Source organism: Pontibacter locisalis (assembly GCF_042684605.1).
In the GTDB taxonomy this organism is placed as follows: Bacteria; Bacteroidota; Bacteroidia; order Cytophagales; family Hymenobacteraceae; genus Pontibacter; species Pontibacter locisalis.
The window spans coordinates 341,618-357,977 of record NZ_JBHULU010000015.1; the positions used below are offsets into that span (position 1 = coordinate 341,618).

General features: G+C 43.0%; 13 protein-coding genes and 2 tRNA genes. 6 read left to right on the top strand and 9 right to left on the bottom strand.

Going from position 1 to position 16,360, the window contains the following annotated elements:
• Positions 1-992: 992 nt before the first annotated feature.
• The 4 genes from ACFSRY_RS11765 (at position 993) to ACFSRY_RS11780 (ending at position 4,855) form a co-directional block, all read left to right on the top strand.
• Complete coding sequence (locus tag ACFSRY_RS11765) at positions 993-4,316, top strand: TonB-dependent receptor (protein ID WP_377507362.1); 3,324 nt, start codon at positions 993-995, stop codon at positions 4,314-4,316.
• A 121-nt stretch (positions 4,317-4,437) separates the two neighbouring features.
• Positions 4,438-4,511, top strand: a tRNA-Ala gene (locus ACFSRY_RS11770).
• A gap of 40 nt (positions 4,512-4,551) precedes the next feature.
• Entirely contained in the window at positions 4,552-4,803 is a 252-nt protein-coding gene (locus tag ACFSRY_RS11775) for a GIY-YIG nuclease family protein (RefSeq protein WP_377507365.1), read from the top strand.
• Positions 4,786-4,855: transfer RNA gene (locus ACFSRY_RS11780), tRNA-Ala, on the top strand. The genes ACFSRY_RS11775 and ACFSRY_RS11780 overlap by 18 nt, the downstream gene beginning before the upstream one ends.
• A gap of 53 nt (positions 4,856-4,908) precedes the next feature.
• Here ACFSRY_RS11780 and cysK read toward each other — a convergent pair.
• The 7 genes from cysK to ACFSRY_RS11815 form a co-directional block, all read right to left on the bottom strand.
• Entirely contained in the window at positions 4,909-5,826 is a 918-nt protein-coding gene (cysK, locus tag ACFSRY_RS11785) for a cysteine synthase A (protein ID WP_377507368.1), read from the bottom strand.
• 10 nt (positions 5,827-5,836) lie between these two features.
• Positions 5,837-6,679, bottom strand: coding sequence for a serine O-acetyltransferase (locus tag ACFSRY_RS11790; RefSeq protein ID WP_377507371.1), 843 nt, complete (start codon positions 6,677-6,679; stop codon positions 5,837-5,839).
• 117 nt (positions 6,680-6,796) lie between these two features.
• Positions 6,797-7,936, bottom strand: coding sequence for a hypothetical protein (locus ACFSRY_RS11795; RefSeq protein ID WP_377507374.1), 1,140 nt, complete (start codon positions 7,934-7,936; stop codon positions 6,797-6,799).
• Between the two features lie 292 nt (positions 7,937-8,228).
• The gene (locus tag ACFSRY_RS11800; protein ID WP_377507377.1) at positions 8,229-8,915 is read right to left on the bottom strand and encodes a hypothetical protein; all 687 of its coding nucleotides are present in this window, start codon (positions 8,913-8,915) and stop codon (positions 8,229-8,231) included.
• A 275-nt stretch (positions 8,916-9,190) separates the two neighbouring features.
• Positions 9,191-10,369 carry an MFS transporter gene (locus ACFSRY_RS11805; RefSeq protein ID WP_377507380.1) on the bottom strand — a complete coding sequence of 393 codons (1,179 nt, stop codon included), beginning with the start codon at positions 10,367-10,369 and terminating at the stop codon, positions 9,191-9,193.
• Positions 10,370-10,516: 147 nt separating this feature from the next.
• Positions 10,517-11,023, bottom strand: a complete 507-nt coding sequence (locus tag ACFSRY_RS11810; protein ID WP_377507383.1) for a hypothetical protein — start codon at positions 11,021-11,023, stop codon at positions 10,517-10,519.
• 11 nt (positions 11,024-11,034) lie between these two features.
• The gene (locus tag ACFSRY_RS11815; protein WP_377507386.1) at positions 11,035-11,511 is read right to left on the bottom strand and encodes a hypothetical protein; all 477 of its coding nucleotides are present in this window, start codon (positions 11,509-11,511) and stop codon (positions 11,035-11,037) included.
• A gap of 124 nt (positions 11,512-11,635) precedes the next feature.
• On the opposite strand from ACFSRY_RS11815, the gene ACFSRY_RS11820 reads away from it, so the two are divergent.
• On the top strand, positions 11,636-13,579 hold the full coding sequence (locus ACFSRY_RS11820) for a peptidylprolyl isomerase (RefSeq protein ID WP_377507389.1): 1,944 nt from the start codon (positions 11,636-11,638) through the stop codon (positions 13,577-13,579).
• Positions 13,580-13,596: 17 nt separating this feature from the next.
• Positions 13,597-14,016: a VOC family protein gene (locus tag ACFSRY_RS11825; protein WP_377507392.1), complete on the top strand. Its 420-nt coding sequence runs from the start codon at positions 13,597-13,599 to the stop codon at positions 14,014-14,016.
• 46 nt (positions 14,017-14,062) lie between these two features.
• Here the strand turns inward: ACFSRY_RS11825 and ACFSRY_RS11830 are convergent, their stop codons facing one another.
• Together ACFSRY_RS11830 and ACFSRY_RS11835 are read right to left on the bottom strand one after the other, a co-directional pair.
• Positions 14,063-14,725, bottom strand: a complete 663-nt coding sequence (locus ACFSRY_RS11830) for a thioredoxin family protein (RefSeq protein ID WP_377507395.1) — start codon at positions 14,723-14,725, stop codon at positions 14,063-14,065.
• Positions 14,726-15,234: 509 nt separating this feature from the next.
• Positions 15,235-16,167: a DUF1684 domain-containing protein gene (locus ACFSRY_RS11835; protein WP_377507399.1), complete on the bottom strand. Its 933-nt coding sequence runs from the start codon at positions 16,165-16,167 to the stop codon at positions 15,235-15,237.
• Between the last annotated feature and the right edge of the window lie 193 nt (positions 16,168-16,360).

Below are 16,360 nucleotides of genomic sequence, written 5' to 3' on the forward strand. Positions count from 1 at the left end.
AAGCACAACACCTTATATTAAAAAAGAATAAAAACAGTTTGCAAAAATTCACACTAACTTAACTTGAAAAACATGCCAGGTATATGCATATACAAGATTTTCAGGTATTTGCAAACAACTAAAAACATTTAACCAACAAACTACATTTAGCAAAAGTACAATTCACACCAAAGCAACATCTAGAACAACAACTTGTATTTTACCAACAAAAGCACCCACCTCCACAACACACTCACAGAGACATATATTGCTAATTATTAAATATTTACATAGTTATATAGCTATAACAGGGGGTATAAAAAGATTTCTCACCCTTGCAATAACAGAACATGCTATGTTATACACACCACGTCCACAGACAAAGAATATCACAACTAACCATAGGGATTAAACAGGAAAACCTATAACTATTTTTCTTGTTTAAGCTCCTAAAAAGCCTCTATGATTACAATTTATACTTATTACCGGCAGAAGCAATATCAGTTAAATTATATAATTAATGGGGCTACATAGAAATCAAAAATCGATAAAAGACAATTCAGCAACTTTCTCACAGTATTAGCGCTCCAACTAAACCATTCAATTTGATTAAAAAAAACCCAAAATTAACTTGAACACAAGACAAGCTTTATTGGCAGAACCCAAAATCTCAACATTCAAAATACAAATCAACCTCGTAAACCAAACTTTACTAAATCCCATTATCAAACAGTTTCCCGCACAACTCTTACCACCATATAACCCCAATTCGCATACACAGTTGCACTATCTTAAATCCACTTAATTTTCACTTTAAACCCATAGAATATTATTTGATCAGAAACAAAATACAACATATATAAATAACTGAAAAACTTAATATTAGAACAACCTGCCCCACCTTTATTCGCCTACACGGTTACAACTAAAATTTATAACAAATAAATAACACAGGAGTGATTGTAAATTGAAAACAGCGACTTACTTTTGCGCCAAAATCAATCAACCCTTTTATGAAAAACTTTTTATTCTCTACTCTTTTAATGTTGCTGTGCGCCGCAGGTTTGCATGCACAGGTAACAACAAGTAGTATTACCGGATCCGTTAAGGATTCGAAAGGAGAAGCTCTGATTGGCGCAACAGTTAGAGCAACTCACCAACCTTCAGGTACTACTTACGGTGGTACAACAAATGCTGAGGGTCGTTTCAACATTTCCAATGCACGTATTGGTGGTCCTTATCAAATTGAAGTAAGCTATCTGGGCTACACAAATAAGACCTACAATGGTGTAAACTTAAACTTAGGTCAGCCTTACATACTGAACGCAGTTTTGTCTGAATCAGGCACAGAACTGAAAGAAGTGGTTGTTAGCGCAGACAGGACTTCTGTCTTCAACTCAAGCAAAACTGGTGCTGCCACAAACATCAGCAGCCGTCAGCTTGAAACGCTTCCAACAATTTCAAGAAGTATTCAGGATTTCACGCGTACAACACCACAAGCTAACGGTAACAGCTTTGGCGGTCGCGATGCCAGATTCAACAGCATTCAAGTAGACGGCGCCAACCTGAACAACAACTTCGGATTGAGCTCTAGCCCAATGCCAGGTGGTGGTGCACAACCAATCTCTCTTGATGCTTATGATGAGATCTCTGTAAACATTGCCCCTTATGATGTTAGACAGTCTGGATTTACAGGTGCAGGTATCAACGCTGTTACAAAAAGTGGAACCAACACTTTCAAAGGAACTGCTTATACCTTTTTCAGAGACCAGAGCTTCATCGGAACGAAAGTAGGAGACAATGACATCAGTGCAAATATTCAGGATTCAAAGAGCCAGACATACGGCTTTAGCTTAGGCGGTCCAATCCTTAAGAATAAATTGTTCTTCTTCGTAAATGGTGAAATTGAGAAAGAGTCCAGACCAGGTATCGCTTTCTCACCAACAGGAGGCTCAGGATTAGGAACTGTTTCTACAACTCCGGTTGCTGACCTGCAGGCTGTTTCTAATTACTTGAAAAATGCTTTTGGTTATGAAACTGGAGGTTTTGACAACTTCCCTAACTTCGCCAATGACAACCGCAAGTTCTTAGCAAAATTAGACTGGAACATCAGTGACATTCATAAGCTTACTGTAAAATACACTGACTTCCAGAACACTAATGATCAGATAGTAAACGCTACAAGCATACCTAATGGTGGCGGATTCTCTGTAACTGGCAGATCAGGTACTTTGAGCAGATTACCATACTCCCGTTTCAGCAACAACGCTATGGGTTTTGCTAATTCTAAGTACATCTTCAAAGACATCGTTAAAACAGGTACTGCTGAGTTAAACAGTAACTTTGGAGGCAAAATGTCTAACCAGCTTTTGGCGACAGCTAGTAAAATCCAGACTACACGTGATTATCCTGGTGGTATATTCCCTACTATTGATATCTTCGATGGCAAGGGTAATAACTACATTCACGCAGGTATGGACCCTTTCACTTATAATAACGACGTTATCAATGATGTTTACAGCATAACAAACAACTTCTCTTACTATGCTGGTAAGCACACGATCACTGCAGGTCTTAACTACGAATATCAGAGAGTAGCAAATATGTTCATGGCAGCTTCTAACAGCTACTATGCATTCAACTCACTGGATGACTTCTTAAACAACAGAGCTCCTGCTTATTATGCCTACACTTACTCTTTAGTACCAGGTCAGGATGCCGTATACTCTGCAGAACTGAAAGTAGGTCAGCTAGGACTATACCTACAGGATGAGATTCAGGTAAAGACAGGCTTAACTGTTACTGCTGGTTTACGTGCTGACAAAGCAATCTATCACGAGCAACCAATCGAGAACCCTGCTGTAACAGAAATGCAATTCTTCGACGAGAAAGGCAACCTTACTAACTATACTACTGGTTCATGGGCAAAGAGCAAGGTTTTACTTTCTCCTAGAGTAGGTTTCAGATGGGATGTAATGAACGACGCATCATTAGTACTTCGTGGTGGTACAGGTTTATTTACAGGTAAGTTTCCATTTGTATGGCTTACTAATATGCCAACTAACTCTGGTATGTACCAGTTTGGTTCAGGAGTTACTAAAGCTGCCGATCTTGACAAAATCAGATTCAATCCGAATCCGGATGCTCACGCAGCTATGTTCCCTAGAACTGCCGGCACTTCAGTTCCACCAAACCTGGTGTTTATGAACGAAGATTTCCAGTTCCCTCAGGTATTCAGATCAAACCTTGCAGCAGATAAAGACTTAGGCAGCGGATTTACTTTGACTCTTGAAGGTATGTTCACAAAAGAGATCAATGGAATCAAAATGCGTAATGCTAACCTTTACGAGTCAAATGGCACCTTCACAGAAGGCGGTAACACAAGAGAGCGTTACCTTGACAGAAACAACGATAAAAAGCTAAATAACGACGACAGAAGACTTAACTCAGCTATCAATTCAGCTATTGTGTTGGAAAACACTAACAAAGGTTATTCAACTGCTCTTACTGCTCAATTGAGTAAGTCGTTTGCAAACGGTTTCTATGGCTCTGTGGCCTACAATTATACATTAGCGAAGGGTATCACTGCAAACCCTGGATCACAGGCAGGTTCAGTATGGTCTCAGAACCCAAATATAGGAACAGCTAACGGTGAAGAATTAGGCTTCCAGTCATTTGCTACTCCTCATCGTGTTGTTGCTAACCTGTCTTACAGAAAAGAGTATTTGAATCACTTTGCCTCTACTATCTCTATCTTCTACGAAGGTGCTAACCAGAGCAACTACAGCTTCATCATCAACGGTGACCTGAATGGTGACGGCAACTCTTCTTCTGACCTGATGTACATTCCTGCAGATCGTTCTGAAATGAACTTCGCAGACTATGTGGTAAAGAACAAAGCAGGAGAAGTACAGTATAGCTTCACTGCAGCAGAGCAGGAAGAAGCGTTTGAGCAGTTCATCAACAACTCGCCATACCTGAGCAAAAACAGAGGCCAATATGCTGAAAGAAGCGGTGCTTTGCTTCCATGGTACAATAGAATGGATATGCGTTTCTTACAGGACTTCTTTATCGTTACCGGCAAGAAAGACACCAAGCACACATTACAATTCAGTGCTGACGTTCTGAACCTGCCTAACATGATTAACAAGAACTGGGGTATCGAGAAGAGATTTGTAACTGCGAATCCACTTAAGTTTGAAAAATTTGACAGCGAGAACAAGCCTGTTTACACCTTCCAGAACCAAAATGGTGAGCTAGTTACAGAACCATTTGAAGATGTAATTACAACTAGCAGCACTTGGAGACTTCAGTTAGGTCTTCGTTACAGCTTCTAATTGGATGTTATAGCTTAATTATAAAAAGGGGCAGCAATAGCTGCTCCTTTTTCTTTTACAGCATTTTATGTGGCGCTATTTTGGAATTCAGAAAAATAATCTATTTTTGTGACACACAAGCGGGGGATTAGCTCAGCTGGCTAGAGCGCTTGCATGGCATGCAAGAGGTCATCGGTTCGACTCCGATATTCTCCACAAAAGGCAACCGTAATGGTTGCCTTTTTCTTTTAGGCACATGCCATACTATACCTATATCTTATATTCTGAGAAAACTGATCGCTACTACATTGGCAGCTGTGAGAGTATAGAAACACGCCTTATTCAACACAACTCAGGCAGGAATAAGTCTACTAAAAGTGGAGCTCCCTGGCAACTCAAGCACCTAGATACTTTTACAACACGCATCGAGGCTGTTAAACGTGAAAATGAAATCAAAAAGAAGAAGAGTCGAAAGTATATCGAGTACCTGATTAGCTCAGCTGACTAGAGCGTCCCGAAAGCATTCGGGAAGGTCATCGGTTCGACTCCGATATTCTCCACAAAAGGCAACCGTAATGGTTGCCTTTTCTTCTTATGCCACACTTCGTCTGTCTCAGACAAACAAGTCTTCTACAGAAAGATAACGCTCTCCTGTGTCGTAGCAGAAAGTGAGAATCTTTGTACCATCTGGCAAGCCCTCCTCCACTTTCTTTTGGACAGCAGCTAGCGATGCCCCCGAAGATATACCAATAAAAATTCCCTCTTCACGCGCAGCACGTCTTGCATAGTCAAATGCCTCATCGCGCTCTACCTGGATTACACCATTCAGAAGCGTGGTATCCATTATTGTAGGAATGAAACCTGCACCTATACCCTGGATTGGGTGAGGCCCAGGCTGCCCTCCACTAAGAACCGGCGAGGCAGTAGGCTCTACAGCAAATACCTTCAGATTTGGGAAGCGACCTCTTAATACCTTAGCTACACCAGTTATATGCCCTCCGGTACCAACACCAGTAATCATGTAATCCACCCCATCCGGGAAATCCTCCAGAATCTCTTGTGCCGTTGTTTCAATGTGCACTTTCACGTTGGCTTCATTATCAAACTGCATGGGCATCCAGGCATTCTCATTTTCTTCTGCCATTTCTTTAGCCTTTTCTATAGCTCCTTTCATTCCTTTTTCACGTGGCGTCAGTTCTAATTTGGCACCATAGGCAGCCATTAACCTTCTTCGTTCTACAGACATGGATTCCGGCATTACCAGGATTAAATGGTAACCCTTTACGGCTGCAACCATAGCCAGTCCCACACCAGTGTTCCCGGAGGTTGGCTCTATGATCACACTATCTTTATTGAGCACTCCCCGGTTCTCCGCATCCTCTATCATCGCGAGAGCAATTCTGTCCTTTATACTTCCGCCCGGATTACTTCGCTCCAGCTTCATCCAAACTTCTACACCTTCATCGAACAACTTATTAATACGCACATGCGGCGTACTACCGATAGTGCCTAATATTGATCCTGCTTTCATATGATAATTTTTATATTGAGAAATTGAGCACATCTTCCGGCTCTGAGGCCATCCTTACTTTTATCTGAGGGCGGTGGTAAACCCTTGAAAAAGGAGGCACGCTTTCTGTCAGCCATACGTTACCACCAACTATACTCTGTTTGCCTACCACTGTGCTGCCTCCTAGTATAGTTGCACCAGCATAAATTACCACATTGTCTTCTATAGTAGGGTGCCTCTTTATGTTTGCCATTTCCTTTTCCACACTTACTGCTCCAAGCGTTACCCCCTGGTATATTTTTACATTACTTCCTATTATAGCAGTTTCTCCAATCACGATGCCCGTGCCATGGTCAATACAAAAAGGGCTGCCGATTATTGCTCCGGGATGGATATCAACTCCGGTCTTAGCATGCGCATACTCTGACAGCACACGGGGCAGTAATGGCACATGCTCCTGGCAAAGCAGATGTGCTATTCTGTAAACAGCCACGGCATAAAATCCAGGATAAGTACGGATTACCTCCTCAATGCTTGCTGCGGCCGGGTCTCCGGACTCAATGGCAGCAGCATCTGCAACTAACTTATTGTAAACCCGTGGAAGCTCTTCAAAGAACTTTTTGACAACTACAGACGGAGGTTCTGGCAACCTTTCCTGAAGCCTTACTAACAGATACTCCAGATCTGACTGCAACCTGTCCATATAAGTCTGCACCTCCGAAACCGTGTGCAGGGTCTGTTCTGAAAGAGGTGGAAAAAGTAGCTGCAGAAGGCCATCTAAAAAGGCGCAGCTCAATGATCTGGGCACTACATGAATTGCCTGCTGATGCTTTGCTGCCAGATGCTCGATAAAGGATATGTTATTAATAGTCATAACATTAAAACAGTAAGTTCTTATTAACTTAAGAAAAAAGAATATGTTTGCTCCAGACAAAAAATAAAGCCCCTGGCATACACCAGGGGCTTTACTGAACTTAGCTTTTGGTACTATTTATTCGTCGCAGTGTGGCACTCCCATTTTGCCGTTGTTGTATTTATCGAGTACTTCTGCCCAATGTAGAAGAGTGCTTCTTTCTGGAGTAGATGTTCCGTTAAAGTAAGCAGTCGCCATATCGTATGCAGATTGAACTTCGGCAGGCATTGAGGCACCTGCCATAACATTGAGTTTAGCTGCAATGTACTGGTGCGCAAGAATCAGGTAAGCGTCTCCGCCCTTAGGAGCCGTTTCCAGAACTTTGAGGTACGTCATTCCACTACTGAAAAACGTCTCATCTGTCATGTCACCCCACGTAGCGTCTTTTTTCTTACCAGTGGCATGGTTCTTCCAATAGCCCTGGGTACGTGTACAACCAGTAATTTCATGCATGGTTTCAACGCAGAACATGATGTTATCTATACCACCAGAACCCACTATACCTTCACCATCAAGGATTACCATCAGCTTTTTAACATTTTTGGTGCCGCGCAAATCAACTGTTTGCACATGCCCTTCATCTGCAAAAGTGGCAAGAGGGAAATCAACATTGCTATTATCAGCTAACACCAGGCGCACAAAAGACTGGTTCTCATTTGGTGATTCATCGATGTCAACTACATCAATTGAATTCAACATCACTGATCCTTTAATCTCACTGAAATCAAGCTCCATTGTAGCTCCCCAGGCATTGTCATTTGGTCCGGCAATACGGATAGGATTTCCGCTTGGGCTATAAGTACTGTCAGGGTTAGTTGCTATCTCTGCTTCTGTAAACTGGTTGGCTACTAAGATCTTGCTCAACATGGTTGCCTGTCCCAAATCATGCGCATCATCGCCAGTCGGTTGCTTCGTATCGTAAATTCTGGCAACATTTGTATTTGAGTAATCTCCATCCTGGCTCCTCTTCGTATTGTGAACACGAACTTTACCGAAGGGAGTGGTAACATGATCTATAAAAGGGAGATTTTCAGGGTTATCTGGTGTGAATTCTTCAAAATTTATGGCGTAACAGTCTCCGTCCATAACTTTTTGCCCGGCATTAGCTGAGAAGTCCGGGTTTATTTCTTCTTCATTCTGACATCCAAATAGGAATAGGGCGCTTAGGAAAGTAGCTCCTAACTTTGTTAAATTTTTGTTCATAATTTTTGCTTTCATAGTTAAAATAAGTGTGCAATTCATTTTTGGTACACAAAGCGGCACCCACCACTGCTCTAACTGGCAGCGGACAGTGGAATCCTTTACACGGGTAGTTTAAATCAATCATTTTATGCTCTTAAACGAGCTTCCAGAAATCAGGAGGGTGAGCCTGACTCGGTGTCAACGCGAAAAAGCTATTCGCATCTGATACAATTGCTATACTGGGTTTAGCAAAAAAAGTATACAAAAAAAATCCGGCCTACCGCGTAAAAGTGCAATAAGCCGGATTTTCTAACAGTTAATTATAAGATTAGCTACGGCAAAATTCAATTACATCAATTGCTCCGGAGCCACCTTTTCCATTCTTTGATTCAAATGTCAGGCGAAGTTTTACTACTCCCGGCATATTTCCTGTGTTCAATCTTGTAGCACCATGAGCACCCGTAACAGGCAACTTCATAGTTCTGATTACTTTACCGGACGCATCTAGCATTTCAAGCTTTGAACCAGCTTCATCTTCTGTTATGTCAAGTATATGAATCCCTTTTAAGGTAATGCTACCCATAGCAGAGAAGTCAAGCTCAATGCGGCTCCCATTCTCACGAATTTCCACACCATTTTCCTCCTGATCCCCTACAGTAAGAACATTACCCATGGGCCTGGCTGCAGCACCACTAGGTGTCTTAAATCTTCCATCTGGCTGATTTGTGTTTACCAAGACCGCAGCATTAAGACCCTCATAATCTCCTCCGGCAGATAGAAACTGCGCTGATACCTGTACAGGTGTATTGTCACTATATATCGCAGAAACTACTCCATTAGCACTTTGTACTTTATTAAACTCATCAAACTCAATTACCTCACAGCTTTCAGGATTTGTACCCCATACTATCATTTCAGTTGCCTTAGCTGGCTTTACCTGATCTTTGCTGTTAAAGCTCATTAACACTGCACCTGCTAAACCGAAAACAACCGTTCTTAATGTAAACTTTTTCATACCACACATTTAAACCACATACTACGAGCAGACTTCTTACCTGGCCCCATGCAACCACAGTGGCACGTGGAATAAGATAAATACTATTATATTGATCTTGGTAACTGAAGAGATAAAAAGAACTGCTTTGGTACCTTGTACGGAGAAGATGCACGAACAGCTAAAGAACAAGCGTCTTTTTTTATTAAATTTTAGATGCAAAAATCAGCCTTATATTATACTTGAAGGGCTTTTTAATAAATAATGCAGGTTAAATCCAATACAAAACCATAAAGCTATCCAAGCTGAACTTTTCTGTTCTTAACAAATAGAAGCAAGTATAAAAAAGAGACAGCGGCACAAGCTGCAGCAACCCAGAATACAATTGGGAAATTATCAGCTTCATTGCTGTACAACCACCCTGAACATAATGCGCCAAGCCCAATTCCTGCCTCAAGAGCGATATACATTGTGGCCATGGCCCTCCCCCGGTGAGACTCATGGCTAAGGTCTATGGTCCAGGCGAATACAGTGGGTGAATTCATACCTACGGCAACACCAAACAAGGCACCAGCAAGCAATAGCTGAGTGGCAGACACGCAAAAGCCTATCAACACCATGGCTATTGTAAGCAGCCCGTTGCTTACCCTAAGTACATTGATCCTCCCATACTTATCCGAGGCACGGCCTGCCAAAAAGCGAATAGCCAACGACGATAACGTAAAGCTGGTAAAAAAGAGACCTTTATTCTGAATGCCTAAGAACTCACTAAAGTCAGGTATGATGGTAAGCACCGTACCGAAGGAGAAGGTAGAGAAAAGCATAACAACAGAAGGAGAAACTACCCGTGGTTCAAAAATCTCTTTTCTGGATATGCTCAACAACCCCATACGGAAACGATGCGGGTTATCCAAGGTTTCATGCATGCGCACTAATACTGCCACCGATAAAAATGCGGCAAAGGAGGAAGCGTAGAACATTGTGTCCATAGAAAACTGGTTGGCAATGGCTCCCCCAAGGGCAGGACCAGCAGCCATACCCAAACTTCCCGACAGCCCCAGAAGCCCCATAGCCTCACCGCGCCGCTGCAAGGGTATAACATCTGCCACATAGGCCGCAGTACCAGTGGGGGTAAAGCCAGTAGAAAAACCATGCAGGAAGCGCAGCAACAGAAAAGCTGCAACAGAACCAGTAAGTGGATAGATGAAACCGGCTATGATACAAACCAGACCACCCACCACCATCACAGGAATCCGCCCAATTTTATCAGCCAGTTTCCCACTAAAGGGCCTGGATAAGCCAGCCGTAAGCGTGAACAGGGAAATTATAAGGCCTTTGTATTCTGCGCCTCCCAGGCTTGTCAGGTAATCTGGCAGCTCAGGTATAATCATGTTAAAGCTGGCAAAAAAAAGAAAGGAGCTCAGGCACAGTAGCCCAAATTGAAGTCCGTATACCCGCGTAACTGTTTCTGCCATAGCTGCTGCAAAGGTGGCAAAGCTTTGATTCTGATACCAGTAAAACCTGTTAAATATGCGTTATGACACTAATGCCGGGTAACCGTCAACGAGGGGAAAGGTTGCTTTTGCCCTGCTATCTATTTGAAATGAAAGAATAAAAGAAGATTACTGTGCAGCTGGCTTGGTTTGAGTAGGCTGAACACCATTTACCATTATTTGTTTTTCCAGGGCTGCCAGGTGGATGCTTCTGGACACATGGCGGGCTACTTCAGGCTGCTGTATGTTTCCCAGCCGCATCCTGATCATTTTACCAGAGGTGAGCTGAAAGGAAATAAGCTGCTCCTCTATCTGCAGAGCGGTGATATCTGCCCAAAAAATTACGACCTCTCTTCCTAAAACTGCCAGTCTGTAGCTTATCCGCTCCGGGTTCATTGAACAGTAAGCATCCCTAAACAGAAGCGAATTTTTACCTGCTAAACCCCAGAGCAGGCCTGCTATAACGATCAAGGCACTTGCGATGGCCCAGCTTAACCTGAACGAATCCTGAAAAAACAACTCCCTCACCAAGGCATAAATACCTCCTGCGGCTAATAGAACACCAACAACAAAAATGAATTGCTTAGTTTGTTTTAACTGTTTGCGTGAATACAGACTTACGTACATCGATTCCATTATAAAGTAGCTCAGGATAAAACTATATCTTTCCTGATCACCATTGACTTAATTCTTTCCCTCACTTGCTTTAGCACTTGGTCGTTTTGGATTTGCTCCAGGCTAACCACGTGCTCTTCTTCGTTCTTAAGCAAGAAAACCACTTTTAATGATTGCAGGCGAACCAGGTCAACTTCATCCCAGTCAAACTCCTGCTCTGTCTGCATAAACCTAGTGCGATACTTTACCCCCTCTTCCGTCAGGGTAAGATGCCTTCGGTAATGCGGCTTATTATCAAGCCAGGCACTATAAAGAAAGTAAGCTGGTATGGTTACATTGATCAAGAATACAACGACAACACCAGCACTAAAAGTTTCAAAAAAAACAAGGTAAAATACTAACACAAGCTGAAAAGTCACAGCAAATGCTGATAGCCATTTCAGCCGCTGCTCTGCTTTAGGTTTTATGTCATATGCACCTGTATACAGCTTTATGCTTAATTCCTGCATAGGCAGTATTTATGTCTTTCTAAAAATAGAGAATTTCCAAGATATTCCCAAACCAACCTTTTAGGTCTGCTACCAACCTCTAAGGTATTTTGCTTATATTGAGATGCAAAACAATCCATCACCCATGAAAAAATATTTTCCCTTTGCACTGTTACTAATGGTTTCGGCGGCATGCCAGCAGCTTCCGGAGCAAAGCCAGAAACCAACAGCTGTAAATAAATTTGCAGACAATACCCTACAAAAGATATACACCCTACAGGATGAGCGTAACACTGCTGAGCTACTACCTTACCTGCACAATGCCAAAACGGAATATAGAAAAGAGGCCGCACTGGCCTTTGCCTCTGTTCAGGATACCTTAGCAGTTCCTGATCTACTAGGCATGTTATCTGATACTTCTGCTGCAGTACGCCAGGCTGCGGCCTATGCCTTAGGTCAAATTGGTCATAGATCAGCCGAAGCCACTTTAATTACCACCGTGCAGCAGGAGGACCGCCCAGATGTACAGGCAGAACTGTTGGAAGCCTTGGGCAAAGTAGCTACACCAACGGGAACAACTTTCCTGGCTAGCTATAACGCCCCAAACCCTACCGCTTTAGGCGGGCAAGCCTGGGGCTTGTACCGTGCAGGTTTGCGACAGCAATATACCCCACAGGGGGTTGAGCAGGCTGTAAAGCTTCTTCCTCCTGACAAACCTTATGAAGCCCGGCTTGCAGCCGCACATTTTCTGGCTCGCACTCCTAAGTTAGATCTTACACCCTACAAGAAACAATTACTAGATGCCGCCACCTCTGATAGTAAGCCAGAAGTCCGGATGGCAGCAACCCAGGCTCTTGGTAAGGTAAGAGCACAGGATAAGTATTCTTTCTTATCAAATATTGTACAGAGCGACCCGGACTATCGTGTTCGTTTAAGCGCTATCCGGGCAATGGCAGGCCTTGAGTTCATACAGATAAAAGATGCCATATTAGCCGGTCTTCAGGACAAAAACATAAATACAGCAGTTGCAACATCTGAATTTCTACAAGCAAATCCTGCCGGTGTAGAGGTGGCTGCTTTGTTAGATGTGCTTCCGCAGATACAGGATGCCCGTGTGCGGGGAAACCTTATATGGGTTATTCTTCGGAACAGCCAGCCTGAAGCCAAGCCTTTTCTGACTAACCGGTACAAACAGCAGTATCAAAATGTTCGCTCACCCTATGAGAAGGCGCACCTGCTAAAGGGGCTTGCCGGTTATGTCGAAAACTATAAATTTATCGCTGATGAAGTTTTCTCTACAGAGCACCCGGTAATAGCAACAAGTGGCATGGAAGCTCTCATTAATATACGACAGCAATCGGATTTCCCAAGAAACCTGGAAGCCGAATTTGCAGACATCTTTAAGAGAGGGATAAACTCAGGTGATGTGGCACTGGTGGGCATGGCTGCAGCAGCCATCCGGGAGCCGAAACTCAACCTGCGTAATCAATATAAAGATTTTAGTTTTCTGACAAAGGCACAGGAAAAGCTGCAACTTCCCCGCGACATGGAAACTAATATTGAGCTACAGAAAACTATTGACTTTCTGAATGGCAGGCAAGAGAGCATTACCCCTGAGAATCCGTTCACACATCCTATTGACTGGTCTTTAGTAAAAACCATTCCGATTGGTCAACAAGTGCTCCTGAAAACGGAGAAAGGTACTATTGTGCTACAACTTTTTGTAGAAGATGCCCCGGGTTCTGTCGCAAATTTTGTAGAGCTGACAAAGAAAGACTTCTTTGACAATTTATACTTCCATAGAATTGTACCTAACTTTGTAGCACAGGGCGGAGACAAGCGCGGCGATGGCTGGGGCAGCTCTGATTACTCTATACGCTCAGAGTTTGCGCCACTACATTACCTGGAAGGTTATGTAGGAATGGCATCAGCAGGCAAAGACACTGAAAGCAACCAGTGGTTCATCACTCATTCTCCTACACCCCACCTCGATGGCCGCTACACAATTTTCGCAAAGGTTATTGATGGCATGGAAGTAGTACACCAACTGGAAGTAGGCGATAGAATTTTAGATGTGGATTTAAAATAAGAGCGGATATAAGTCAAATGGAAAATGTATGGCCTGAAGACTTGCCTGTGGCACAAGTGCGCATAGCAAGGCCTACAGACAAACTAAGAGAAGTAGAATCTTTTTACTGCGATGGAGTAGGCTTAAAGAAACTCGGCTCCTTTGAAAAGCATGCAGGTTTTGACGGAGTGATGATAGGGCTTCCAGGGCTGCCGTATCACCTGGAGTTTACACGGCACGAAGATGGCAGCCCCGGCCCTGCTCCAAGTAAAGAAAACCTGCTCGTGCTATACATCCCAGACCAGAAAAGTATACTTCGTATAGCAGAACGCCTGGCGCAGATGGGATATCCTGAGGTAGTGCCAGAGAACCCTTATTGGAAACTTAAAGGCGCTTTAACTATAGAAGACCCCGATGGATGGCGACTGGTACTAGTGCCTACTGCCGGCATAAACTAAAAGAGGCGGCACTACGGTGCCGCCTCTTTTAGTTTATGCCGTTTTCTTAAGAACATCTTTCTACAAGTTGTTCCTTCAAGGCATTCAGCTTACCCCATTTCGGAATCAACTGGCTGAACTCTTGCTGCAAGGTTCGGCATCCATCTTTTGCATACCACCCGTGTAGTTGTTCCGCCATTTCTTTGAATGGAGTATTTTTATCTTTGGCATCCATCACTAAACGCTGTGCCGGTTCCGGACGAGGTCCCCAGGTACCCACCACATTTAGCGTTTCAGCATCCATAACAATAAGTTTAGGAATAGAACGCGATCCGTTTGTGAGGTAAGCGTCCATTATTTCCGGATTTTCATCACGCAGCAACAGCTTTACCTCAACAAGTGGAGATGCATCTGCAATTTTAACTATAGCCGACACGTTCTGCGCAGCATCACCGCACCATGCCTCAGTTAATATCACCCATACCATTTTATTTTGAAGGCTCAGCATTTGCATAACTATCTCATCCTCCAGAACAGTAGTTTTTTCTACCCGGCGCATGCGGTGCATGTTCATGCGCGTGTACTCTACCATACCTTCCGAATGGTCAGTACCAGTCGTCTTGTTCTCAGCTAACAATAAGTCTATTAGCTCGCGATATTGTCCGTAAGTAATTCCTTTTGCTAAGTGTTCGTGTGTGATAGGGTTTGCTGTCATAGGTAAATCAACCATAATTACTTTTTTAGTTACTGATTTCAATATATACTGTGTTATATATTTTTGGGTTTAGATATTAGTCCTTTCTTGCCTTTATTGCAGGAAAATAGCACTTTCCCATGCAATCCTGCTGTGCATAGCCACAGCCACAATCAAAGAAAGAACATTTTTATAAAGCTTTAGAAGCAAAAAAGATTCCCGAATACCTTCTCAGAATATTCACTCCCAGTAAAGAAACAGCGAATAAACCCCTTTGTTAAAACATTTTAGAGGTATTCCAAAAAGGTACCTACTGTAGCCAGTTTATTAGGTGAATGGTACAGCACGTTTTATTTTCTTGAAGGCGAAAGGGAGCCAGGGAAGCAAATAAAAATCATTTTTGCACTGCCTGAAACGAAGATACAAATTTTAACGGAAAAGTGCTAGATGTTAAAACAGAAAAAAATCCTCTTCAGGTTTATATCCCTAAAGATCCAACAAGCACACTCAACATATTAGCATCTTGAAATCAACAACATACACTGTCAATAAGAGGAATAATAAACTTTTTCACCGGCAGTTACATTCAGTGGCAGGAAGTTTTGCTTCGGGGGTAGCGGACAGGTAGCATAACCAGTGAATGCACATGGCGGGTTATAAGCTTTATTAAAGTCAATAACTGTCTTACCATCAGGCCCAGGTTTGGGCATATACAGATAGCGTCCTGATCCGTATGTCTCACTACCATTGGTTTTATCTGCGAAAATAATAAACAGCTCCTCCCCTTCTTCCAACGCATCCAAACGGTACTGCTGGCCATTTAATGTAAACACCACTGCTCCCGGTGATGGCTCACTCGAAGTTTGTCCCAGCACGTTGGTAATAGCTATTTGCTTTGGCAGTGGATGCCGCTCCAGCCTTGCCTCCAGCTTCCACTCCTGCTGTACAGGAAACCGCTTTATTCCTGCAAAAGCCTTACGCGCCTCACTTTCAGCATCCCATAAGCGAACGCCATACTTTTCGCCTCGCTTAATAACCACCCACTGTAAAGAACCATGGGTTAACAGAGGCGGTTGTTTCATCTCAGAAGAATACACTACATCTTGCTGCTGCACTGGCTTTCCATTGTGTTCTATAGCAATACCCTCTCTGACCTGAAGCCTTACGACATCGCCATCAAGGATAAAGTTACCTGCCACCGGAGCAATTTTATCAAAAGGGAACACAATACTATTACCCTTTGCGCTGCCAAAGCTATTTATACCCGGCTCAAGCCAGTAAAGCCCGGCCAAGGCTAACCAACCGTCTTTTTTCTGCAAGTCCTCTTCCCGCTCGGAGTGCCATCGATCAATGCTTGCCACATATTCATTGTTCACCACTTCACTAGTGCTAGCATCTCTCTTCTCTTGTGGTGCCTGTGAGCAGGCTATAGTCATAAACAGCGCAGTAAAAGCTAAAAATGTGACTCCTCTTCTCATATATCACTAAATTTAACCGACAAAGATAACCAATACATTTCAACAAATCTTCCCGTAGCTCCTGACATTCTGTTCATTAAAACTAAATCCAACCCTACAAAATAATGGATAAATAGTATTCAGAAGTAGTGCACCCATAGTAAAGGCAAGCCATTTAGCTTGGAAAGAAAGCTTATAAAAAGACGAACCACAA